The sequence below is a fragment of the Pseudomonas sp. YeP6b genome (genome assembly GCF_025642995.1).
GTDB lineage: Bacteria > Pseudomonadota > Gammaproteobacteria > Pseudomonadales > Pseudomonadaceae > Aquipseudomonas.
This window is the reverse complement of the sequence record NZ_CP080090.1, coordinates 5,242,271-5,265,685: the sequence shown is the minus strand read 5'-3', so window position 1 is coordinate 5,265,685 and position 23,415 is coordinate 5,242,271. Positions and strand designations below refer to the sequence as shown.

Below are 23,415 nucleotides of genomic sequence, written 5' to 3'. Positions count from 1 at the left end.
TCATGTTCAAGAAAACACTCGGCGCCTTGGCGCTCGCTGTTGCCTTTAGCGGCTTTGCATCTGCCGAAGAAGTGAAGATCGGCTTCCTGGTCAAGCAAGCCGAAGAACCTTGGTTCCAGACCGAATGGGCTTTCGCCGAAAAAGCCGGCAAGGACCAGGGCTTCACCGTGATCAAGATCGCCGTGCCGGATGGCGAGAAAACCCTTTCCGCTATCGACACCCTCGCGGCCAACGGCGCCAAGGGCTTCGTCATCTGCCCACCGGATGTGTCCCTGGGCCCGGCGATCATGGCCAAGGCCAAGCTCAACGGTTTGAAAGTGCTGGCGGTGGACGACCGTTTCGTCGACGCCAAAGGCAAGCCCATGGAAGACGTGCCTTACGTCGGCCTGGACGCCTACAAGATCGGCCAGAAACAAGGCGAAGCCATGGCCACCGAAGCCAAGCGTCGCAACTGGGACTGGAAAGACACCTATGCCGTCATCAACACCTTTGACGAGCTGGAAACCGGCAAGAAGCGCACCGACGGTTCGGTAGAAGGCCTGAAGGCCGCCGGCCTGCCCGCCGACCACATCCTGTTCAGCGCACAGAAAACCCTCGATGTGCCGGGCAGCATGGATTCCACCAACTCGGCGCTGGTGAAACTGCCGGGCACCGCGAAAAACCTGATCATCGGCGGCATGAACGACAGCACCGTATTGGGCGGCGTGCGCGCCACCGAGAGCGCCGGTTTCAAGGCGGCCAACGTGATCGGCGTCGGCATCAACGGCACCGACGCCATCGAAGAGCTGAAGAAATCCGACACTGGCTTCTACGGCTCGATGCTGCTGAGCCCGGACGCTTCGGGCTATAAAACCGCCAGCGCGATGTTCGAGTGGGTGACCAAAGGCACTGAGCCGGCCAAGTTCACCGCCTTGGACAACGTGACCCTGATCACCCGCGCCAACTTCAAGGAAGAGTTGAGCAAAATCGGTCTGTGGAAATGAGCGGCGCAGCCCTGCGTTTCAACGGCATCGGCAAGGATTTTCCCGGGGTCAAAGCCTTGGCGCAGATCAGCTTTGAAGCGCGGCCGCACTCGGTACACGCGCTGATGGGTGAGAACGGCGCGGGCAAGTCGACGCTGCTGAAAATCCTCGGCGGCGCCTACATTCCGAGCAGTGGCACGGTGCAGATCGGCGAGCAGACCATGGCCTTCAAAAATGCCGCCGACAGCATCGCCAACGGTGTCGCGGTGATCCACCAAGAGCTGCACTTGGTGCCGGAAATGACCGTGGCCGAGAACCTGTTCCTCGGGCATTTGCCATCGCGTTTCGGCGTGGTCAATGGCGGCCAGCTGCGCAAGCAGGCGCTGGCCTGCCTCAAAGGCCTGGCCGATGAAATCGACCCGCAGGAGAAGCTCGGGCGCCTGTCCCTGGGCCAGCGCCAACTGGTGGAAATCGCCAAGGCATTGTCCCGTGGCGCCCATGTGATTGCGTTCGATGAACCCACCAGCAGCCTGTCGGCACGCGAAATCGACCGCTTGATGGCGATCATCACGCGCCTGCGTGACGAGGGCAAAGTGGTGCTGTACGTGTCGCACCGTATGGAAGAAGTGTTCCGCATCTGCGACGCCGTCACCGTGTTCAAGGACGGCCGCTTCGTGCGCACCTTTGACGACATGGCCGCGCTGACCCATGACCAGTTGGTGACCTGCATGGTCGGTCGCGATATTCAGGACATCTACGATTACCGCCCACGTGAGCGCGGCGAGGTGGCGCTCAAGGTCGAGGGTTTGCTCGGCCCGGGCTTGCGTGAAGCGGTCAGCTTGCAAGTGCACAAAGGCGAGATTCTCGGCCTGTTTGGTTTGGTGGGTGCCGGGCGCACTGAGCTGTTTCGCTTGCTCAGCGGGCTGCAACGCGCCACCGCCGGGCAGTTGGAATTGTTTGGGCAAACCCTGCAACTGCATTCGCCCCGCGATGCCATCGCCGCCGGCGTGCTGCTCTGCCCGGAGGACCGCAAAAAGGAAGGCATCATCCCGCTGTCCAGCGTGGCTGAGAACATCAACATCAGTGCGCGCGGTGCCCATTCCACATTCGGTTGGTTATTGCGTGAGGGGTGGGAAAAGGGCAACGCCGACCAGCAAATCAAGGCCATGAAAGTCAAAACGCCGAACGCCGAACAGAAAATCATGTACCTGTCCGGCGGCAACCAACAGAAAGCCATTCTCGGCCGCTGGCTGTCGATGCCAATGAAGGTGCTGCTGCTCGATGAGCCGACCCGTGGCATCGATATCGGCGCCAAGTCGGAGATCTACCAGATCATCCACAACCTAGCGGCCAGTGGCATTGCGGTGATTGTGGTGTCCAGCGACCTGATGGAAGTGATGGGCATTTCCGACCGTATCGTGGTGATGAGCGAAGGCGCGCTGACGGGCGAGTTGAACCGCGACCAGGCGGATGAAGCACGGTTATTGCAACTGGCCCTTCCGCGTACGCGGGCTTGAAGAATTCGAGGTGAATGATGTCCCAGGTAAAAACAGCAAAAGGCTTCTGGCCAGGTTTCAACCAGCGCAAGTTTTTGGATGAATGGGTGATGCTACTCGCTGCGTTGAGCATCTTTGTGCTCAGCGCGTTGTTTATCGATAACTTCCTCTCGCCGCTGAACATGCGCGGGCTGGGCCTGGCGATTTCCACGGTCGGGATTGCCGCGTGCACCATGTTGTTCTGCCTGGCGTCGGGGCACTTCGACTTGTCGGTGGGCTCGGTGATCGCCTGTGCCGGCGTGGTGGCGGGGATTGTGATTCGTGACACCAACAGCATGGTGCTCGGCGTGTCGGCGGCGTTGGCCATGGGCCTGGTGGTGGGGCTGATCAACGGCATTGTGATCGCCAAGCTGCGCATCAATGCGTTGATCGCCACCTTGGCGACCATGCAGATCGTGCGGGGCCTGGCCTACATCTTCTCCAACGGCAAGGCCGTCGGTGTGATGGACGAACGCTTCTTCGTGTTCGGTAACGGCCAACTGTTGGGCGTACCGGTGCCGATCATCATCACCGTGCTGTGCTTTGTGTTCTTCGGCTGGTTGCTCAACTACACCACCTACGGGCGCAATACCATGGCCATCGGTGGTAACCAGGAAGCCGCGTTGCTGGCTGGGGTGAACGTTGATCGCACCAAGATCATCATCTTTGCCGTGCACGGTTTGATCGGTGCTTTGGCTGGGGTGATCCTCGCCTCGCGCATGACCTCGGGCCAGCCGATGATCGGGCAGGGCTTTGAGCTCACGGTGATTTCCGCCTGTGTGCTGGGCGGTGTCTCGCTGAGCGGCGGCATCGGCATGATCCGCCATGTGATTGCCGGGGTGTTGATTCTGGCGATCATCGAGAACGCGATGAACCTGAAGAACATCGACACCTTTTACCAGTACGTGATCCGCGGTTCGATCCTGTTGCTGGCGGTGATTATCGACCGTATGAAGCAACGTTAAAGTCTGCCCTGTGGAGATCAAAATGTGGGAGCTGGCTTGCCTGCGATGAGGGCGTATCAGCCGGTATATGGGTTGGCTGACACACCGCTATCGCAGGCAAGCCAGCTCCCACAATGGATCACCTCTGTTCAGGAAGGCTGCATTTGCCATAATGGCGCCGTTTTCGTACTTCCCAATAGGCCCGATATGCAGGAAAACGCCCACACTCCCGTCAAAGACGCCGCGCCCACCGGCACCCAGACCCTGCTGCGTGGCCTGGGCGTGGTGCAAGCGGTGGCGGCCGGTGCGCGGGATCTGAAAGAGATCGCCCGGCGCATCGGCACTACCCGCAGCACCACACACCGCCTGGCCAGTTGCCTGGTGGAGGAGCGTTACCTGCGCGTGGTGCCGCAAGTCGGTTACCTGCTGGGGCCCAAGCTGATTGAGCTGGGCTTCCAGGCCCGTGAAGAACTGCCGCTGGTCAGCCTAGCCGTGCCTTACCTGGATGAGCTGTCGGCGCTGACCGGCGACACCATCCACTTGGCGATTCGCGAATACGACGACGTGCTTTACCTGCACAAGAACCCCGGCCGCAACGGCCCGGAAATGCGCTCGCGGGTCGGTCATCGCATGCCGCTGGCGCGCACGGGTGTGGGCAAGGCAATGTTGCTGGATGACTCGGTGCAGGAGTGGCAGCGCCTGTATGAAGCCAGCCTGCCGGCCGCAGGCAAGAGCCAGCAATGGCCTCAGCACCCGGAGCAATCCTGGGCGCAGTTCGAGCAGCGCATGCGCGAATACGTGGTGGGCGGTTATGCGTTCGATCTGGAGGACAACGAACCGTCGATCCGTTGTGTGGCGGCACCGGTGCGCGATGCCAGCCGGCGAATCGTCGCCGGCATCAGCATCGCCAGTACCGTGCCCTACATGCCGCTGGAGAAAATGGCCGAGCTGATCCCTGTGATCAAACAGGTCGCAGCGCGGCTGTCAGCGGAGTTGGGCGCGAAGGCCTGATCAGGCCTTCAAGGTCGCCATGTCGATGACAAAGCGGTACTTCACATCACCAGCGATCATGCGGGTGTAAGCCTCGTTGATCTGGCGAATATCGAGCATTTCGATGTCGCAGGTGATGTTGTGCTCGGCGCAGAAGTCCAGGACTTCCTGGGTTTCGGCAATGCCGCCGATCAACGAACCGGCCAGCATTTTACGCCCCAACACCAGCTTGGCCGCGTTGACCGGTGGATCGACCGGCTCGATCAGGCCGACCAGGATGTGCACGCCGTCAAAGCGCAGCACATCGAGGTAGGGGTTCAGATCGTGCTGCACCGGAATGGTGTCGAGCAGGAAGTCAAAGCTGCCGGCGGCGGCTTTCATCTGGTCGGCGTCGGTGGACACGATCACGTGGTCGGCGCCCTGGCGACGGCCTTCCTCAGCCTTGCTCGCGGAGCGGGTGAACAGCGTGACTTCCGCGCCCATCGCCTTGGCGAACTTGATGCCCATGTGGCCCAGGCCGCCCATGCCCAGCACGCCGACTTTGTCGCCCGCTTTCACGCCGTAGTGCTTGAGTGGCGAGTAGGTGGTGATGCCTGCACACAGGATCGGTGCGGCGCTGGCCAGGTCGAGCTTGGCCGGGATCTTCACCACGAAGTGCTCGCTGACCACGATGCTGTCGGAGTAGCCGCCCATGGTGTTGCTGCCATCAACCCGGTCCGGGGTGGCGTAGGTCATGGTCGGGCCTTCGAGGCAGTATTGCTCCAGGTCTGCATGGCAGGCGTCGCAGTGGCGGCACGAGTCAACCATGCAGCCTACGCCGACCAGGTCGCCGACTTTGTGCGCGGTGACGCTGGCGCCGACGGCGGTGACTTTGCCGACAATCTCGTGGCCCGGCATCAGCGGGTACACGGCAATGCCCCACTCGTTGCGTGCCTGGTGGATGTCGGAATGGCACACGCCGCAGTAAAGGATCTCGATGGCCACGTCATCGGCGCGCGGGCTGCGGCGTTCGAAGGACATGGGGGCGAGGGGAGTGGTCGCCGACTGGGCGGCATAACCGATGGCGGTGTACATGGTGAAAACCTCGCAAAAGCAGTGACAGGTAAGGCGGGCCATTCTCCGCGCCACCCCCTGACGCGGCCATGGCGATTGCTCCGAACCTCATGCCTATTCGTCCGGCAGTGCCCCTGGATTGGATTCATCCGCCCCAAGACCTGCGATGATGCTCTCATCCCTTTTTCGCGAAGTTTTTTGCCATGTTGTTGACCCGCCATCTCGACGCCAACGCCACGCTGGTGGCCTTGATAAAAGGGCTTACGCCCCGCGACGGTTTTTCCCCGACCCACCTGCCGGGTGTGAAGGTCTTGCGCGCCAGTTGCGACGTGGCGCGTGGGCCGCAGATCTATGAACCAAGCCTGATGATCGTCGCCCAGGGCAGCAAAGTCGCCTACCTGGGCCCGCGTACGCTGGAGTATGGCGCTGGGCATTACCTGATCCAGGCGATGCCGGTGCCGTTTGAATGCGAGACGTTTGCCCTGCCGAATGCGCCGCTGTATGGCGTGACGGTGGGCATCGACCGTGTGGTGCTGGGCGAGTTGGTCATGGCCATGGGCATCCAGGCCGGGCCGCCGCCGACCGCGCAGACCCTGGAGTCGATGAGTTCGGTGGTGTTGGATGAGGCGATGCGCGGTTGCGTCGAGCGGCTGTTGCAGTGCCTGCACGATCCGCTGGAAAGCCGGATCATGGGCCCGGCGCGGGTACGCGAATTGTTGTTCACCGCGTTGCGCGGGCCGCAGGCCGATGTGCTGCGGGCGTTGGTGGAACAGCAGGGGCAGTTTTCGCGGATTGCCACGTCATTGAATCACCTGCATGCCCATTACGCCGAGCCGCTGAATATCGAGACCTTGGCGGGTTATGCGCACATGAGCGCGTCGACGTTTCATGAGCACTTCAAACGCTGCACGTTGTTGTCGCCGGTGCAGTACCTCAAGCGTTTGCGTTTGCTCAAGGCGCAGCAGTTGCTGCTGGTGGACGGCCAGAGCGTGGCGCAGGCGGCGCACAGCGTGGGGTATCAGAGTACGTCGCAGTTCAGTCGCGAATATAAGCGCTATTTCCTGCGTAATCCGGGTGAAGAGCGCGCGGCCTAGGTTCTGTTGATACAACTCGGTCAATGTGGGAGCTGGCTTGCCTGCGATGGCATCAGCTGAGTTTTACTGACAGACCGAGTCGCCTGCATCGCGGGCAAGCCCGGCCCACACAGAAAGCGGGTCCCACATTCGATTTATGCCGGCCATAAAAAAGGCTCCCGGTCTGGGAGCCTTTCAGGTCAAGCAATCGACTTACATATTCGGGTAAGTCGGCCCACCCGCGCCTTCCGGCGTCACCCAGGTGATGTTCTGCGAAGGGTCCTTGATGTCACAGGTCTTGCAGTGCACGCAGTTCTGGGCGTTGATCTGGAAGCGCTTCTCGCCGTCTTCCTTTGTGATCACTTCATACACGCCGGCCGGGCAGTAGCGCTGCGCCGGTTCATCGTAGAGCGGCAGGTTGGTGCCGATCGGGATGCTCGGGTCTTTCAACTTCAAGTGGCACGGCTGTTCTTCTTCGTGGTTGGTACCGGAGATGAACACCGAGCTGAGCTTGTCGAAGCTCAACTTGCCGTCGGGTTTGGGGTAGTCGATCTTGGTGCTGTCCTTGGCGAGCTTCAGGCAGGCGTAGTCCGGCTTGGTGTCGTGCAAGGTGAACGGCATTTTGCCGCCGAGGATGTTCTGGTCGAACCAGTTGAAGCCGGCGCCGATGATCGGGCCGAATTTGTGCATCGCCGGGCCGAAGTTGCGGCTGGCGAACAGCTCTTCGTAGAGCCAGCTGGCTTTGAAACTCTCGACGTAGTTGGTCAGTTCGTCGCCGCCTTCAGACTCGGCGAACAGGCGCTCGGCCACGGCGTCGGCAGCGAGCATGCCGGACTTCATCGCGGTGTGGCTGCCTTTGATCTTGGCCACGTTCATGGTGCCCAGGTCGCAGCCGATCAGGGCGCCGCCTTTGAAGACCATTTTCGGCAACGAGTTGATGCCGCCTTTGGCCAGGGCCCGCGCGCCATAGCTGATACGCTTGCCGCCTTCCAGGTACTGGGCCAGTACGGGGTGATGCTTGAGGCGCTGGAACTCATCGAACGGCGACAGGAAGGTGTTGCTGTAGGACAGGTCGACGATCAAGCCCACGACCACTTGGTTGTTTTCCAAGTGATAAAGGAAAGAGCCGCCGGTGTTCTCGTTGCTCATGATGTCCAGCGGCCAACCGGCGGTGTGCACCACCAGGCCAGGTTGGTGCTTGGCGGGGTCGATTTCCCAGATTTCCTTCAGGCCGATGCCGTAGTGCTGGGCATCGGCGTCGCTGTCCAGGTTGAAGCGCTGGATCAGTTGCTTGCCGATGTGGCCACGGCAGCCTTCGGCGAACAGCGTGTACTTGCCACGCAGTTCCATGCCCGGCGTGTACACGCCTTCTTTTGGATGGCCTTCACGGTCGACGCCGAGGTCGCCGGTGATGATCCCGCGCACCACGCCGTTTTCGTCGAACAGTGCTTCTTGAGCGGCGAAGCCTGGGTAGACTTCCACACCCAGGTTCTCAGCCTGTTGGGCCAGCCAGCGGCACAGGTTGCCCAGGGAGATGATGTAGTTGCCTTCGTTGTGCATGGTCTTGGGCACAAAGAAGTCAGGCACCTTGGTGGAGGTGTCGGCGCTGCGCAGTACATAGATGTCATCACGCACTACAGGGGTGTTGAGCGGGGCGCCGAGTGCTTTCCAGTCCGGGAACAGTTCGTTCAGGGCGCGGGGTTCGAACACCGCACCGGAGAGGATATGCGCGCCGACTTCGGAGCCTTTCTCGACCACGCAGACGCTGATTTCTTTACCGGCTTCGGCGGCCTTCTGCTTCAATCGGCAGGCGGCAGACAGGCCTGCCGGGCCAGCGCCGACGATGACCACGTCGAATTCCATGTATTCGCGTTCCACAGGCTATCTCCTACTCAAGGCTCAACAGGCTTTTTTTTCTAATGGGTGGAGGTTCGGTGTCGCCTCGCAGCAACGGCAAGACCCACCTTTCTCTCTAGGTGGCGCATTATATCTACACCACTGGCAGCGTCCAATACAAACGTTTGTTTGAATTGCTTGGAAGCTAGGTAAATCAAAGCAACGCGGCTTATGACTGGCTATTTTGGCGTATTGACCAGAATAGGTGTTCCGGTCAATATACGGTCGGTTTTGCGCTTACCGTAGGCAGACAGCAGGTTTCAAGAGCACGTCCAAAAGCAAGACAGGTGACGCGCGCCTAAACGATGGCGCGCAGTTTACACGCTGCGATAAAGAATGACCCCTCAGTCACCCCTGACGAACGGTCATCATTTCCCCATCGCTGAGTCACTTGCCGAGGTTTTTGGAGGTGCCCTTGTGTGCCGATGAGCATCAACCGCCAGGTTCGCCTAGGCGACTTTCTTTTCACCGGAGAGTAACGAGGAATCCATGAAGGTTCTTGTAGCTGTCAAACGCGTTGTCGATTACAACGTGAAAGTTCGCGTCAAGGCGGACAATTCCGGCGTCGACCTCGCTAACGTCAAGATGTCGATGAACCCGTTCTGCGAAATCGCTGTGGAAGAAGCCGTACGCCTGAAAGAGAAAGGCGTGGCGACTGAAATCGTCGTGGTTTCCATCGGCCCTACCACTGCTCAAGAGCAGTTGCGTACTGCCCTGGCACTGGGCGCCGACCGCGCTATCCTGGTTGAGTCGGCTGAAGAGCTGACCTCCCTGGCCGTTGCCAAGCTGCTCAAAGCCGTTGTCGACAAGGAACAGCCTCAACTGGTGATCCTCGGCAAACAGGCGATCGACAGCGACAACAACCAGACTGGCCAGATGCTGGCTGCGCTGACCGGTTACGGCCAGGGCACCTTTGCCTCCAAAGTCGAAGTGAGCGGCGACAGCGTAGCTGTTACCCGTGAAATCGACGGCGGCGCACAAACAGTTTCGCTGAAACTGCCGGCCATCGTGACCACCGACCTGCGTTTGAACGAGCCGCGCTACGCGTCCCTGCCAAACATCATGAAAGCCAAAAAGAAGCCGCTTGAGTCGGTTACTCCAGAAGCTTTGGGCGTTTCTACCGCCTCTACCAACAAGACTGTGAAAGTTGAAGCACCGGCTGCACGCAGCGCGGGCATCAAGGTCAAGTCTGTTGCTGAGCTGGTCGAGAAACTGAAAAACGAAGCGAAGGTGCTTTGAATTGGGGAGCCTAACCATGACTATCTTGGTAATCGCAGAACACGACAACAAAGTGTTGGCCCCGGCCACACTCAACACCGTAGCCGCTGCCGCTAAAATCGGTGGCGACATTCACGTGCTGGTAGCCGGTCAAGGCGCTGGCGCCGTGGCTGAAGCCGCTGCGAAAGTCGCTGGCGTGAGCAAAGTACTGCTGGCCGACAACGCCGCTTACGCTCATCAACTGCCGGAAAACGTTGCTCCGCTGGTTGCAGAGCTGGGCGCTGGCTACAGCCACATCCTGGCAGCTGCCACGTCCAACGGCAAAAACATCCTGCCACGCGTTGCCGCGCACCTGGACGTTGACCAGATCTCCGAGATCATCTCGGTTGAAAGCGCTGACACCTTCAAGCGCCCGATCTACGCCGGTAACGCCATTGCCACCGTGCAATCGACTGCTGCGATCAAAGTCATCACCGTGCGTGCCACCGGTTTCGACCCGGTTGCTGCTGAAGGTGGTTCGGCTGCCGTTGAAGCCGTCTCCGCTGCCCACGACGCTGGCACTTCCAGCTTTGTTGGCGAAGAGCTGGCCAAGTCGGATCGCCCAGAGCTGACCGCTGCCAAGATCGTCGTTTCCGGCGGTCGCGGCATGCAGAACGGTGACAACTTCAAGCACCTGTACGCCCTGGCCGACAAGCTGGGCGCTGCGGTCGGCGCTTCCCGCGCGGCCGTCGACGCAGGTTTCGTACCCAACGACATGCAGGTCGGCCAGACCGGCAAAATCGTTGCGCCACAGCTGTACATCGCCGTCGGTATCTCCGGCGCGATCCAGCATTTGGCCGGTATGAAAGACTCCAAAGTGATCGTAGCGATCAACAAGGACGAAGAAGCACCGATCTTCCAGGTGGCTGATTACGGCCTGGTTGCGGACTTGTTCGAAGCCGTACCTGAGTTGGAGAAGCTGGTCTAATCCAGCGGCTTCACTTATAAAGAGCCCGGTCTTTGGACCGGGCTTTTTTTTGCGCCTTTTTTAACCTGGAGAAACCGCCATGGACCTGCGTCCCGTATTGCTAGCCCTGTCGCTACTGCCGAGCCTGACGCTGGCCGCCGGCAAATGTGAGCGCCTGGTGATCACCGGCAGCCCGGACGCACCGCCCTTGCTATGGCGCGACCCGCAAGACCCGACCCACCTGATCGGCGCCACCGCTGATGTATTGCAGCAAGTGGCCAAGGACCTCGGGCTTAAACTTGACCTGCTCTACGGCGGCAAACGCTCCCTGGCCCTGGATGAAGTGCGCAGCGGGCGCATGGACATCCTCGCCGATGCGCCGCTGAACCTGGGCGAGTTGGAAACCCTCGACTATATCCACCCGGCGTTGATGCAGATCGACTATCTGGTCTGGACGCGCAAGGATTCGGCGCTGGTCTACACCTCGGCCGCCGACCTGCACGGCCACAAGGGCGCGGTCTCGGAACGTGCACGTTTGAGTGCCGACTTCGAAGCGTTCGCCGGCCTGCAACTGAGCCTGCAACGCCTGCCCAGCCTCACGCCAGCCTTCCAAAAACTGTTGCTCGGCGAAGTGGACTACGTCCTCGCCGGGCGTTATTCCGGCATGGCCATGGCCCAGACCTTGGGCATGAGCAATGACCTGATCGCGCGCGAAGTACCCATTGATCAGCCCGGCCTGTACCTGGCGATTTCCCACAACTCCGCCTGCAATGACCCATGGCTGCGCGGACAGCTGGCTAAAAAGATGACAGAATTGGCCGCGTCCGGTGTGGTGCAAGCGGCAACGCAGCGCAACCTCGAGCGCTGGAAGGCGCAATTGCAGCAACCCGTCGGCACCCCAGCAAAGTAAGGATCTACAGTGACTATTCGACCTCTTTTCGCGGCCCTCGCCGTTGTCGCTTTGGCGGGATGTGCAGCCGATCCTGCGCCGAATGAACAAATACGCCTCACCCAGCAAGCCTTGGAGCAAGCCAGCGCCGTGGGTGCCAGCACCGATGATTCGCCAGAGCTGAAACTGGCCGAAGACAAGTTCGCCAGGGCCAAGGCCAACATGGCCGACGAATCCTATAAACGTGCGCGCATGCGGGCCGAACAAGCTGAGCTGGATGCGCGCCTCGCCGAAGCCAAGATTCTGACCCAGAAAAGCCAGGAGCAACTGAACGTGCTCAACACCCGCATCACCCGCCTGCGCAAGCAATTGCAGTTGGGAGAAGCCCAATGAGCCCGATGATCCGTGGTTTGAGCTGTGTGTTGCTACTGAGCAGCGCCGCCTTGGGCGGTTGCGCCAGCCAGGCCAATAGCGAGCAAGCGTTGGAGCAGGCCGGCAATGACTTCCAGGCGGTCAAGGAAGACGCCAACGTGTTGCGCTTTGCGCCCAAGGATGTGATTCGCGCCGGTGAATCCCTGGCCCGCGCCGATCGCTTGTCCAGCTATTGGGGCAGCGGCGCCGACGTGGTGCATTACGCTTACCTGAGCCAGCGCTACAGCGCGATCGCCCGCGAACACACCGAACAGGGGCTTAATGCCGAGCGCGGCACCAAGCTCGAACTGGAACGCCAACGCCTGCAACTGGCCCTGCGTGAAAACAAGCTGGCCAGTGTGCAGCAGCAGGGCAAGTGGCTCGAAGAGCAAATCGCTAGCCTGACCACCACCCAGACCAATCGCGGCCTGGTGATGACCTTGGGCGATGTGCTGTTCGACACCGGTGAGGCGGAACTGGAAAACTCGGCCAACCGCACTGTGCTGAAGATCGTGCAGTTTTTGCAACTGAACCCCAAGCGCGTAGTGCGCATTGAGGGTTACACCGATAACACCGGTGGCGAGCAGGAAAACCTCAAACTGTCCCGCGACCGCGCGCAATCGGTGGCCGATGTGCTGATGGACCTGGGGATCGACGAAAAACGCATCCAGGTCGAAGGCTATGGCGACCAGTACCCGGTCGAAGCCAACGCTTCCGAACGTGGCCGTGCGCAGAACCGTCGGGTGGAAATTGTGTTCTCCGATGAGAAGGGCCAGCTGGGCGCCGCGCGCTAAGGCCCGGCACGGTCTTGTGTGGGAGCTGGCTTGCCTGCGATAGCATCACCTCGCTGAGCCAGATACACCGAGGTGCCTGCATCCCAGGCAAGCCAGCTCCCACCCAAAGCAAACCCGATCGCTGATCGGGTTTTTCATGTTCAACACCCCTACAGTTTTTTCTATCACTGCCGCTCGTGCTCGACTATTCTCGCAACTGTCCCCGTACACTTCTAAACTGTGCCGGTATGTTTCACACAAAAATAAAATACCCGTGAAATCGAGTGCTGCGTCATGACCAATCTGTTGCTCTACCAACGTATCGCCCAGCAACTGGCTGAGGACATCCGGCGTGGTGTCTATCAGCCCGGTGAGCGTGTGCCCTCGGTGCGCAAAATGAGCTCCCAGCTCAACGTCAGCCACGCCACGGTGTTGCAGGCTTACGCCAACCTGGAAGACCAGGGGCTGATCCGGGCGCGGCCGCAATCGGGCTACTACGTGCACCAGACGCCTGCGCTCACGGCGCCGACGCCGGACATCGCACGGGTCGAGCGCCCGGGCTTGGTCACCCGCAGCAGCATCATCCAGCAAGTTTTGGTCGAGTCGCGCCGCGAAGGCGTCTTCCCGTTGGGCGCCGCCGTGCCGAGTGTGGATTACCTGCCGGTACGCGCGCTGCACCAGCAACTGGCCAAGGTCACGCGCTTCCAAAGCCCGCGGGCATTCAGTTACATGTTCAGCCCCGGTTTTGAGCCGCTGCGCCGCCAAGTGGCGATTCGCATGCGCGACGCCGGCGTGGTGGTCGACCCCTCCGAAGTGGTGATCACCCACGGCTGTGTCGATGCGTTGCAGATGTCGTTGCGCGTGCTGACGCGTCCGGGTGATTTGATCGCCGCAGAATCACCCACCTATTACGGCTTGCTGCAACTGGCCGACTTGCTGGGCCTCAAAGTCATCGAGATCCCCAGCGACCCGTCCACCGGCATGAGCCTTGAGGCCCTGCAACTGGCGGCCAACCAGTGGTCGATCAAAGCGCTGGTGTTGACCACGCGCCTGAGCAATCCCCTGGGCGCGACCATGCCTGAGGATCGGCAGAAACAGTTGCTGCGCCTGGCCTCGGATTTCGATATCCAGATCGTCGAGGACGATATCTACGGTGAGCTAATGTTCGAGTTGGGCCGCACCAAGGCCCTGAAAGCCTATGACCGCCTGGACCGGGTGATCTACTGTTCGAGTTTCTCCAAGACGTTGTCACCCGGCGTGCGCATCGGCTGGATGATCGCCGGCAAGTACCAGCAGGAAATCCAGCGATTGCAGATGTTCAGCACCCACTCGGCGTGCAGCGTCACCCAGATGGGCGTCGCGGCCTATCTGGAAAACGGTGGTTATGATCGCCACCTGCGCTACATCCGCCAGGAATACCGCAAGAACCTCAGCGCTTTCCAGCTGGCGGTGCAGCAGTACTTCCCCGAAGGCACGCAGATGACCCGCCCGAACGGCGGCTTTATCTTGTGGGTCAGTTTGCCCGGGCGCGTCAATACCCAGGAACTGCACGTGCGCGCATTGCAGCAGGGCATCAGCATTGCACCGGGGGTAATTTTTAGTAACACAGAACAGTTCAACCACTGTATTCGCCTCAACTGCGGCACGCCGTGGAACCGCGAGGCAGAACGGGCCCTGATGACGTTGGGGATGCTCGCCAGCCAACTGTGCCAAGAGACAGCTGCCGGGGTTTAAAACGGCTGGCTGAGGCGTGGAAAGGGGACAGTATCGATCGCTGGCTGATCTCCAGGCTTGTCAGGCCGCGCACAACAAGCGAGCATATGGCCCTCTGCCGTTAATGCTGTAGGCGATATGACCTCTATTTTTCGCGCTGCTGTGGTGATTGGCCTGTTAAGCCTGTGTAACGTTGGCACCGTGCTGGCGGCGGCTCCCGTGACCAAAAGCACGCCCGCGGCCAGTACCGAGCAAAAGACCCCAGCGAAGAAACCGGTCCCGGCTAAAAAAGCCCCGGTCGCCAAGAAGAAAGCCGCGAAGGTCAAAAAGCGCGCACCGATTGCGAGCAAATCCAAGTCGGCCCGTGAAGTGGCCCAGACTAAACTGCCATCGGCACAGTTGGACCTGTCTTTGCCCTCTGAGATGGTCAGGCACTTGCAGCCCATCGGCACCATGCCCAAACCCAAGAGCGTGCCGTTGTTGCCGCCCATGTTTGGCGAAAAGCCTACCGACAACAGCGCGTTCCAGATCAACGGGCGCCTGCTCAGCAACGAGATGAAGCTGCAACTGCGTAACGAAGAGCGGCGCGATATCGAAGGCGCCGCGCTGGATTTCGAATTCAAGCAATAATTTTTCCCGCAAAGGTGACGTCGCCCACCGACCATCTGTCGCAGACTGGTCGGTCACTTTTGTTTTGTGCGAAAAACCCCTGTTAGACCATTTTAAAACGGCTGTTTAAGGGCGTACTCTAGCCCGGCCATCCACATTGAGTCGTCGAGGACCTGCTGGTCATGAAATGCCGTGAAGGCTGTGGCGCATGCTGCATCGCCCCCTCCATCAGTTCGCCATTGCCGGGCATGCCCCATGGCAAACCGGCGGGCGAACGCTGCTTGCACCTGTCGGTCGAACAGCTATGCCAGCTGTTTGGCCAACCGGAACGCCCAGCGGTGTGCAGTGATTTCAAGGCGGATCTGGATGTCTGTGGCACCGACCAAGCCGATGCGATCCGGTTGATCGGCTGGTGGGAGCAGATGACGGCGGCTTGATGGGCTTTACTTTCGGAACTTACTTTCAGAACGTCGACAATAAGGAATACAACAATGGGTTCGCTGAAACGAATGGCTGTGCTGTGCGGTTTTACGGTGTTGTTTGCTGCCACTGCCCAGGCTGAGGATTGGCAAGTCGCCAAGGACGAAGACGGTATCAAGGTGTCCCTGAGCGAAATTGCCGGTTCCAAATACAAGGCGTATCGCGGTGTCACCTTGATCAAGGCGCCAGTGGCCAAGATCCAGGCCCTGCAGGAAGACGTGGCCGGTGCCTGCTCCTGGATCCACGAATGCAAATCGCAAAAACTGCTCAAGACCGAAGGCGACAAGAGCTGGACCTACACCCAGTTCAAGGCACCTTTCCCGGTGACCGACCGTGATTCGATCCTCGAAATCACCACCTCCAAGGCCGCCGACGGCACCGTGACGCGCAAACTGCTGGAAGTGCCGACCTACCAGCCGGAAGTCAAAGGTTACGTGCGAGTGGCCCAGGTAGACGGTTATTGGAAACTGGTGCCCAAAGGCGACAACCAGACCGAAGTGACCTACCAGGTGCACACCGAGCCAGGCGGCAGCGTGCCATCGTGGCTGGCCAACAAGTTTGTGGTGGACGCGCCGTTCAACACCTTGAAAGCCTTGAAAGAACACGCTGAAAAATAAGCGCAGTTGATCCGGTGCCTCCGGACATGAGTGGAACGTTTGCCGAGCCCTCAAGGTCCAGATAGTTGTAAGCCCACACACGGGTTTTATCGAGGAGGCACCGATGCAAAAGTGGCAGATTACCTTCGTTGATGATCACGGCGTAAAGTCCGTCGAGCAGTTCACCTGCGACCAGAAGCCCAGCCTCGAAGATGCGGCGCACATGATTCGCAACAAGCTCGTACCTGTGGCCGCCGAACTTGACCTCAATGACCTGGAAGGCCGTAAACCCGAGCCTACGGTCAAGATTCTGAAAGACCAGAACAGCATTCAAATCCTCGACATATCGCCTGCCGCCTGAACATTCTCTGTATGCCTTTAAAGCGCCTCTGGTGGAGGTGATAGCTTCGCGCTACTCTGCAAGTGAGATCAGCGAATGAATCGCTAAGGTCTGGTCTTGTCAGCTACATGCTTGTTTTCCCACGGTGTCGTTAATGCCGTAGCACCGGCGCCAGCAGGGCGCGGTCTTCGGGAAGCACGGAAAGTCTATCCATCAGTTTGAGGAGGACGTTTCATGAGCACAGCCTATCAAGAAGACATCAGCACCAACGTATTGCGCCGCATGAAAGAGGGCGGCTTTGACTTCTCACGTTTTCACCCCATCGAGTTCTACGCCATATTCCCGGATGAGGAACGGGCGCGCAGGGCTGCGGGTCGATTTCGTGGGGAATCCCTGAATGCCCAGGTCAGCGCGCGCGATGATGGCGCCTGGTACCTGGAACTGAGCAAAATCATGTTCGCAACCTACGACGGCATAGGAGACTTCGAGCAAGACTTTGAGGCGGTGGTCGAGCCTTTGGGCGGGATCATCGAGGGATGGGGCGTCAAGCAGGAGGTGCGTGGGTTACCGATGTAATTCACTGCACAGAGCAGAATGAGAAACGCAGCGTATCGGCTGACCTTTGGGTCGGCCGATTTTGTTTGTGCTGTAGGAAAACTCTCGGAACTTGCAGCGTGTTTTCTCGCACCAAAAAAAAGCCACCCAAAGAGGGTGGCCTAAAGGGAAGATCGGTTCGCTGAAGCTGTAGGACGCATCCTGTTCAGCCGATGGGGATGATTATCCGCAGGCGTGGGCGGGCAGTGAAATCAACTCTGACTATGCTGTTGATAGTCAAAGCCCGCATTGTGATGAAGCGCGGCACACGACGGCGGGCATTCTGCGCACCAGGACGGTGCGTATAGATCCCGATGGCAATTCAACTCACTGATTTTTAAGTGTTTATGCCGATGGCACGGGCTTTGCGATAGTTCAAACGCCCGGGTGACAAGGAGTACGGCATGACCCGCACTTATTACGATGAAATGTACGACGGGGCAGGGCAGGTCCGCCCCCATTACCGCGAGTTCGCCCGCTGGTTGGCCGAAACACCGGCCGAGCTGCTGGCTCAGCGCCGGCGCGAAGCCGATTTGCTGTTCCATCGCGCCGGCATCACCTTCACCCTTTACGGGGACGAGCAGGGCACCGAGCGCCTGATTCCTTTCGACACCATCCCGCGCAGCATTCCGGCGAGCGAATGGCGGATCGTCGAGCGCGGCTGCATTCAACGGGTCAAGGCGCTGAACATGTTTCTGGCCGACCTGTACCACGAGCAACGCATCATCAAGGCCGGGATCATCCCTGCCGAACAGGTGCTGGCCAACGAACAATACCAGCTGGCCATGCAGGGCCTGGACTTGCACCGCGGTCTGTATTCCCACATCTCCGGCGTCGACCTCGTACGTGATGGCGACGGCACCTACTACGTGCTGGAAGACAACCTGCGCACGCCGAGCGGCGTCAGCTACATGCTCGAAGACCGCAAGATGATGATGCGCCTGTTCCCCGAACTGTTCGCCGCCCAGCGCATCGCGCCCATCGACCACTACCCCAACCTGCTGCTCGACACCCTGAAAAGCTCAAGCCCGCTGGATAACCCCAGCGTGGTGGTGCTGACCCCGGGGCGTTTCAACAGCGCGTTTTTCGAGCATGCCTTCCTGGCCCGGGAAATGGGCGTGGAACTGGTGGAAGGCGCCGACCTGTTCGTGCGCGATGACCGCGTGTTCATGCGTACCACCGACGGCCCCAAGGCGGTCGATGTGATCTACCGTCGCCTCGACGACGCGTTCCTCGACCCGCTGGCCTTCAATCCGGACTCCATGCTCGGCGTGCCCGGCCTGCTGGCGGCGTATCGCTCGGGCAATGTGGTACTGGCCAACGCGATTGGCACCGGGGTGGCGGATGACAAATCGGTGTACCCCTTCGTCACCGAGATGATCCGTTTTTACCTGGATGAAGAGCCGATCCTGAAGAACGTTCCTACGTTTCAATGCCGCAAGCCCGACGAACTGTCTCACGTGCTGGCCAACCTGCCAGATCTGGTAGTCAAGGAAACCCAGGGTTCCGGCGGCTACGGCATGCTGGTCGGCCCCGCGTCCACCCAAGCGGAAATCGAAGCCTTCCGTGCGCGTATCAAGGCCAAACCTCACGCCTACATCGCGCAGCCGACCCTGTGTTTATCCACCTGCCCGACCTTCGTCGAAAATGGCATCGCACCACGCCATATCGACCTGCGGCCGTTCGTGTTGTCCGGCAAGGAAACCCGCGTAGTGCCCGGTGGTTTGACCCGCGTGGCCTTGCGCGAAGGCTCGCTGGTGGTCAACTCCTCCCAGGGCGGCGGTACCAAAGACACTTGGGTGGTCGAGGACTGATGCCATGTTGAGTAGAACTGCCTCGGATTTGTACTGGATGTCGCGCTACCTGGAGCGCGCGGAAAACCTCGCGCGCATGCTCGATGTCAGCTATTCGTTGTCGCTGATGCCGCAGGATGGGCGCGGTGATGGCCTGCATGAATTGGCGATGCCGCTGCTGATCACCGGCACCCTCGATGATTACCACGAACGCCACGGCGAACTGCATGCCGAGCGCCTGCTGCACTTCTTTGCGTTGGACGCGGCCAACCCGGCGAGCATCTACAGTTGCCTCGGCGCCGCGCGGGCCAGCGCCCATGCGGTGCGTGGGCGAATCACCGCCGACATGTGGGAAAACATTAACGCCACCTGGCTGGATATTCGCGATATCGCCCAGCAGGGCCTTAGCCGCTACGGCATGAGCCGGTTCTGTGAATGGGTCAAGGAACGTTCGCACCTGTTCCGTGGCGCCACCTACGGCACCATCATGCGCAACGACGCTTTTCGTTTTATTCGTCTGGGCACCTTCATCGAGCGCGCCGACAACACCCTGCGCCTGCTGGATGCGCGCTACGAAATGGCCGGCGACCAAGCCGCCGCCGTCAGCGACGGCACGGCCCACGCCTACTATCAGTGGAGCGCCTTGTTGCGCGCGTTGTCATCGTTCGAGGCCTACACCGAGATCTACCGTGACGCGCCGGGCGCCAGGCAAGTGGCGGAACTGCTGTTGTTGCGCGCCGACGTGCCGCGCTCGCTACGGGCGTGCAGCGAAGAGATCGATCAGATCCTCGCCAGCCTGCCCGGCCTCAACGGTCGCCCGGCCCAGCGCCTGGCCGCCGAGATGGACGCGCGCCTGCGCTTCACCGCCATCGATGAAATCCTCGAGGAAGGCCTGCACGCCTGGCTGACCGACTTTATCCCCTTGGTGCGCCAGCTCGGCGACGCCATCTACAGTTCCTACCTGGAGGCCGCATGAGACTCTCCATCAGCCACGAAACCACCTACCACTACGAAGACCAAGTGCGCGCCAGCATCCAATACCTGCGCCTCACGCCTCACGACAGCGAACGCCAGCACGTGCTCAGTTGGCAGCTGGACTTGCCGCGCCCGGTGCGCGCCCAGGTCGACCCGTTCGGCAACATCCTGCATGTGCTGACCCTCGACGAACCCCACGACGCCATCATCATCGGCGCCCGTGGCCAGGTGGATATCGATGAATTGCGCGAGGCCGAACACGAGAGCCAGTCGGCGTTTCCGTTCTTGCGCAGTACGCGCCTGACCGAGCCCGATGAGGCCTTGCGCCTGTTCGCCGAGCTGCATTGCCATCAACGTCGCGACCGCAGCGCGTTGATCGACCTGATGCACGCGCTCAACCAGTCGATGGTCTACACGCCCGGCGCCACCGAAGTTGACACTTGCGCCGCCCAGGCCTTCGCAGGGCGCGCGGGCGTGTGCCAGGACCACACCCATGCGTTCCTGGCCTGTGCACGCAGCCTGGGCATTCCTGCGCGGTATGTGTCGGGGTATTTGTACACGGAGGACAGCACCCACCTGGCCAGCCACGCCTGGGCCGAAGCTTGGCTGGATGACGCGTGGTACAGCTTTGATGTGACCAACCAACTGGCGCGGCCCGAGCGGCATCTCAAACTGGCAGTGGGCTTGGACTACCTCGACGCCTGCCCGGTACGCGGCATGCGCCGTGGTGGTGGGCATGAGCAGATGCATGCCAAGGTGTTCGTGGCGCCGACGCCGGTGCTTTCGGTGCAGCAGCAATAACCGTCTTTACCGGCGAAGTTGATCGAGGGTGGGAGCTGGCTTGCCTGCGATAGCGGCCTGTCAGTTAACCCATTTGTAGCTGACCCACCGCCATCGCAGGCAAGCCAGCTCCCACAGTGAGCGGTGGTGTTTTCAGAACGTTTGCAAGGCTCACGGCTGCTGTTTACGCCCCGCCATATGCTTCAAATACCCCACCAGCAGGTCCAGTTCGCCATCCGGCAACACACTGGCAGCAAACGCCGGCATCTTCGCCTGTGGCCAATGCCGCATGCTTTGCGGGTCGCGGATATAACGCTTGAGGAAATCCCCGCTGAAATACTCAGTCGGGTTATAGGGAATATTCAGGTCTGGCCCCACCTGCGCATCGCCTGCGCCATTAAGGCGGTGGCAGGCCAGGCAGTTTTTCTGGAACAACGCAAAACCCTGGTTGACCGGGTCATTGGCGGCCAACTTCGGGTCTGGCAACAACGCCGGAAAGCGCTCGGCCACGGTCTTCAATTGCTTAATTCCAGAGATCTGGAACGGCCACTGCTCAGGGCTGATATGGCCGGCCCGCGGATCGGTCCACACCAGGTAAAACGGCCCGGCACTCGGCTTGCCCGCCGCCAACGCAGGCCATGGATGGGCAGGGTCTTCCACCGCCAACCAAGCACGGGCGCCACGATTTTCAAGCAAGGGCGCAGCCGTCAGCTCAGCGGCGAAGCCATCCAGGGCCACGGCTTGCAGGTGGTTTTCAGGCTTCAAGCCTGGAAGCAGAGACGCCAGCGGCACCGCGCGATAAGTCATGTTGCGCTTGTAGGAAACGTCATCAACGACCTGCACCGTCTGCGCATCCGGGTGCTTGAGTAGATCAGCGGTCTGCCAGGTCTTGTTGGCGTGATCCAGCTCTATAGTCAATTGCGCAGCCGAAGCGGGCAAGGCGAGCAGCAGGGCGAGGACGGCAAGGATTGGTTTCAAGAAGAGAGCCCGATGGTGGGTGGCGATGCGGCCCACGATACCGGAAATCCGCATGTAAAAAGACAGCCCCTGTAACAGGATCGCTATACGCAATGTCCCGGCAGGTGCTGCCAAAAGCTGTAGTCCTGGTGCAATGAGTGCCCGGAATGTGTGGATCGAGTCGTCACCCAATAATCTTGGTTAAATTGGGCAAGATCAGAATCAGTGTGGTGGCGAAGAGAATAAGTCCCGCCTGACGTACTTTCGAATGTTTGAACATGGCTGACTGCCTTTTGTTGTTATTCCTGAGCGTCAAATGCGGGCTGGTAATTTTCAGTATCGCAACGTGACGTGTCGCTTTTCTTACAGCTGCTCCAGCAAAACCCGGCAGCAACTTCCTACTAAGTGAACCTTAGAGCCCTCGTTCTTATTGCCTTAGATCCATTTCATATCAGCTAATCAGCATTTCTACTTAAAAAGGCATGAGGCATACCGCCATCTTGGCGCCAATGCCTTGGCTAGACCGCTAAAACGATTAACCCGAGGTATCCCATAGCACCCTACCGTTCGTCCGAGCGTGAGGGTCAAAAGCAATGAGCGCATCGGTCATTGAAACCGTGTCAATCGGGCCTAAGGTAGGGGCACACACGCACAGCGTTCGAGGATGTCATGACTCAAGCTTTGATCTTTGATGCGATACGCACGCCCCGGGGCAAAGGCAAGGCCGACGGCGCCCTGCACAGCGTCAAACCGGTAAACCTGGTGGCGGGCTTGCTCACCGCGCTGGCCCAGCGCAGCGACCTTGATACACGCCAGGTGGATGACATCGTCCTCGGTTGCGTGACCCCGGTGGGCGACCAGGGCGCCGACATCGCCAAAACCGCCGCGCTGGTGGCCGACTGGGACGTCAGCGTTGCCGGCCTGCAGATCAACCGCTTCTGCGCCTCAGGCCTGGAAGCGGTGAACCTCGGCGCGATGAAAGTGCGTTCCGGCTTTGAAGACTTGGTGGTGGTCGGCGGCGTTGAATCCATGTCGCGGGTGCCCATGGGCAGCGATGGCGGCGCCTGGGTGCTCGACCCGCACACCAATATGCACAGCCACTTCACGCCCCAAGGCATCGGCGCGGATTTGATCGCGACCCTGGAAGGTTTTACCCGCCAAGACGTCGACGCCTTCGCCCTGCATTCCCAGCAGAAAGCGGCCAGGGCACGCGCAGACGGTGCCTTCAACAAGTCGCTGATCGCGGTGCAGGACCAGAACGGCATCGTGCTGCTGGACCACGACGAATTTATCCGTGGCGACTCCACCCTCGAAGGCCTCGGCAAGCTCAAGCCAAGCTTTGAAATGATGGGGCAGATGGGCTTCGACGCGACGGCGTTGCGGGTCTACAGCCATGTGGAGCGCATCAATCACGTGCACACACCCGGCAACAGCTCCGGCATCGTCGACGGTGCCGCGCTGATGTTGATCGGCTCCGAGGCCCGTGGCCGCGAACTGGGCCTGCAACCGCGAGCGCGGATTGTCGCCACAGCGGTGACCAGCACCGACCCGACCATCATGCTCACCGGCCCGGCACCGGCCACGCGCAAAGCCTTGGCCAAGGCCGGTTTGCGTGTGGAAGACATCGACCTGTTCGAAGTCAACGAGGCGTTTGCCTCAGTCGTCCTCAAGTTCATCAAGGACATGGGCATCGACGCCGCTCGGGTCAACGTCAACGGCGGCTCCATCGCCATGGGCCACCCGCTGGGCGCCACGGGCTGCGCGATCCTTGGCACCCTGCTCGACGAGCTGGAAGTGCGCCAGCAGCGCTACGGCCTGGCCACCCTGTGTGTCGGCGGTGGCATGGGCATCGCCACCATCATCGAACGCCTCTGAGCCCAAGGAACCT

The 23,415-nt window shown here is 60.3% G+C and carries 23 protein-coding genes; 20 read left to right on the top strand and 3 right to left on the bottom strand.

The window, feature by feature from the left end; genetic code table 11:
* Nucleotides 1–2: 2 nt before the first annotated feature.
* The 4 genes from KZH41_RS23720 to KZH41_RS23705 all read left to right on the top strand — a co-directional run bounded on the left by KZH41_RS23720 (nucleotide 3) and on the right by KZH41_RS23705 (nucleotide 4,452).
* Nucleotides 3–983 carry a substrate-binding domain-containing protein gene (locus KZH41_RS23720; protein ID WP_263273848.1) on the top strand — a complete coding sequence of 327 codons (981 nt, stop codon included), beginning with the start codon at nucleotides 3–5 and terminating at the stop codon, nucleotides 981–983.
* On the top strand, nucleotides 980–2,479 hold the full coding sequence (araG, locus tag KZH41_RS23715; RefSeq protein ID WP_094952796.1) for an L-arabinose ABC transporter ATP-binding protein AraG: 1,500 nt from the start codon (nucleotides 980–982) through the stop codon (nucleotides 2,477–2,479). The genes KZH41_RS23720 and araG overlap by 4 nt, the downstream gene beginning before the upstream one ends.
* 17 nt (nucleotides 2,480–2,496) lie before the next feature.
* Complete coding sequence (gene araH / locus KZH41_RS23710) at nucleotides 2,497–3,462, top strand: L-arabinose ABC transporter permease AraH (RefSeq protein ID WP_263273847.1); 966 nt, start codon at nucleotides 2,497–2,499, stop codon at nucleotides 3,460–3,462.
* Between the two features lie 186 nt (nucleotides 3,463–3,648).
* Nucleotides 3,649–4,452, top strand: coding sequence for an IclR family transcriptional regulator (locus tag KZH41_RS23705; RefSeq protein WP_094952795.1), 804 nt, complete (start codon nucleotides 3,649–3,651; stop codon nucleotides 4,450–4,452).
* Here the strand turns inward: KZH41_RS23705 and KZH41_RS23700 are convergent, their stop codons facing one another.
* A complete protein-coding gene (locus KZH41_RS23700; protein WP_094952794.1) occupies nucleotides 4,453–5,505 on the bottom strand; it encodes an NAD(P)-dependent alcohol dehydrogenase in 1,053 nt (350 codons plus the stop codon). It abuts the gene before it with no gap.
* A 182-nt stretch (nucleotides 5,506–5,687) separates the two neighbouring features.
* On the opposite strand from KZH41_RS23700, the gene KZH41_RS23695 reads away from it, so the two are divergent.
* Nucleotides 5,688–6,578: an AraC family transcriptional regulator gene (locus tag KZH41_RS23695; protein WP_094952793.1), complete on the top strand. Its 891-nt coding sequence runs from the start codon at nucleotides 5,688–5,690 to the stop codon at nucleotides 6,576–6,578.
* A gap of 192 nt (nucleotides 6,579–6,770) precedes the next feature.
* Here KZH41_RS23695 and KZH41_RS23690 read toward each other — a convergent pair whose 3' ends face one another.
* Entirely contained in the window at nucleotides 6,771–8,435 is a 1,665-nt protein-coding gene (locus tag KZH41_RS23690; RefSeq protein ID WP_094952792.1) for an electron transfer flavoprotein-ubiquinone oxidoreductase, read from the bottom strand.
* A 507-nt stretch (nucleotides 8,436–8,942) separates the two neighbouring features.
* On the opposite strand from KZH41_RS23690, the gene KZH41_RS23685 reads away from it, so the two are divergent.
* From KZH41_RS23685 to KZH41_RS23620, 14 genes are all read left to right on the top strand, one after another.
* Nucleotides 8,943–9,692, top strand: coding sequence for an electron transfer flavoprotein subunit beta/FixA family protein (locus tag KZH41_RS23685; RefSeq protein ID WP_094952791.1), 750 nt, complete (start codon nucleotides 8,943–8,945; stop codon nucleotides 9,690–9,692).
* Nucleotides 9,693–9,708: 16 nt separating this feature from the next.
* Nucleotides 9,709–10,638 carry an electron transfer flavoprotein subunit alpha/FixB family protein gene (locus KZH41_RS23680; RefSeq protein ID WP_263273846.1) on the top strand — a complete coding sequence of 310 codons (930 nt, stop codon included), beginning with the start codon at nucleotides 9,709–9,711 and terminating at the stop codon, nucleotides 10,636–10,638.
* Nucleotides 10,639–10,717: 79 nt separating this feature from the next.
* Nucleotides 10,718–11,527, top strand: a complete 810-nt coding sequence (locus KZH41_RS23675; RefSeq protein ID WP_094952789.1) for a substrate-binding periplasmic protein — start codon at nucleotides 10,718–10,720, stop codon at nucleotides 11,525–11,527.
* A gap of 9 nt (nucleotides 11,528–11,536) precedes the next feature.
* Nucleotides 11,537–11,899 carry a DUF4398 domain-containing protein gene (locus KZH41_RS23670; protein ID WP_083357227.1) on the top strand — a complete coding sequence of 121 codons (363 nt, stop codon included), beginning with the start codon at nucleotides 11,537–11,539 and terminating at the stop codon, nucleotides 11,897–11,899.
* A complete protein-coding gene (locus tag KZH41_RS23665) occupies nucleotides 11,896–12,711 on the top strand; it encodes an OmpA family protein (RefSeq protein ID WP_094952788.1) in 816 nt (271 codons plus the stop codon). Before KZH41_RS23670 ends, KZH41_RS23665 begins: the two co-directional genes overlap by 4 nt.
* 273 nt (nucleotides 12,712–12,984) lie before the next feature.
* The gene (locus KZH41_RS23660) at nucleotides 12,985–14,424 is read left to right on the top strand and encodes a PLP-dependent aminotransferase family protein (RefSeq protein WP_263273845.1); all 1,440 of its coding nucleotides are present in this window, start codon (nucleotides 12,985–12,987) and stop codon (nucleotides 14,422–14,424) included.
* 117 nt (nucleotides 14,425–14,541) lie between these two features.
* On the top strand, nucleotides 14,542–15,033 hold the full coding sequence (locus KZH41_RS23655; RefSeq protein WP_242152037.1) for a translation initiation factor 2: 492 nt from the start codon (nucleotides 14,542–14,544) through the stop codon (nucleotides 15,031–15,033).
* 161 nt (nucleotides 15,034–15,194) lie between these two features.
* Nucleotides 15,195–15,449 carry a YkgJ family cysteine cluster protein gene (locus tag KZH41_RS23650; RefSeq protein WP_094952785.1) on the top strand — a complete coding sequence of 85 codons (255 nt, stop codon included), beginning with the start codon at nucleotides 15,195–15,197 and terminating at the stop codon, nucleotides 15,447–15,449.
* Nucleotides 15,450–15,503: 54 nt separating this feature from the next.
* A complete protein-coding gene (locus KZH41_RS23645) occupies nucleotides 15,504–16,109 on the top strand; it encodes an START domain-containing protein (RefSeq protein WP_094952784.1) in 606 nt (201 codons plus the stop codon).
* Between the two features lie 103 nt (nucleotides 16,110–16,212).
* A complete protein-coding gene (locus KZH41_RS23640) occupies nucleotides 16,213–16,449 on the top strand; it encodes a hypothetical protein (RefSeq protein WP_025854180.1) in 237 nt (78 codons plus the stop codon).
* Between the two features lie 213 nt (nucleotides 16,450–16,662).
* Nucleotides 16,663–17,004 carry a ribonuclease E inhibitor RraB gene (locus KZH41_RS23635; protein WP_003193463.1) on the top strand — a complete coding sequence of 114 codons (342 nt, stop codon included), beginning with the start codon at nucleotides 16,663–16,665 and terminating at the stop codon, nucleotides 17,002–17,004.
* Nucleotides 17,005–17,426: 422 nt separating this feature from the next.
* Nucleotides 17,427–18,836 carry a circularly permuted type 2 ATP-grasp protein gene (locus tag KZH41_RS23630; RefSeq protein WP_094952783.1) on the top strand — a complete coding sequence of 470 codons (1,410 nt, stop codon included), beginning with the start codon at nucleotides 17,427–17,429 and terminating at the stop codon, nucleotides 18,834–18,836.
* A gap of 4 nt (nucleotides 18,837–18,840) precedes the next feature.
* Complete coding sequence (locus tag KZH41_RS23625; RefSeq protein ID WP_094952782.1) at nucleotides 18,841–19,791, top strand: alpha-E domain-containing protein; 951 nt, start codon at nucleotides 18,841–18,843, stop codon at nucleotides 19,789–19,791.
* Nucleotides 19,788–20,591 (top strand): transglutaminase family protein, encoded by an 804-nt coding sequence (locus KZH41_RS23620; protein ID WP_094952781.1) that lies wholly within the window; start codon nucleotides 19,788–19,790, stop codon nucleotides 20,589–20,591. The genes KZH41_RS23625 and KZH41_RS23620 overlap by 4 nt, the downstream gene beginning before the upstream one ends.
* A gap of 150 nt (nucleotides 20,592–20,741) precedes the next feature.
* On the opposite strand, the gene KZH41_RS23615 is transcribed toward KZH41_RS23620, so the two are convergent.
* Nucleotides 20,742–21,548: a c-type cytochrome gene (locus KZH41_RS23615; protein ID WP_263273844.1), complete on the bottom strand. Its 807-nt coding sequence runs from the start codon at nucleotides 21,546–21,548 to the stop codon at nucleotides 20,742–20,744.
* A 648-nt stretch (nucleotides 21,549–22,196) separates the two neighbouring features.
* Here KZH41_RS23615 and KZH41_RS23610 point away from each other — a divergent pair.
* Entirely contained in the window at nucleotides 22,197–23,402 is a 1,206-nt protein-coding gene (locus KZH41_RS23610; RefSeq protein WP_242152031.1) for an acetyl-CoA C-acetyltransferase, read from the top strand.
* Nucleotides 23,403–23,415 lie beyond the last annotated feature (13 nt).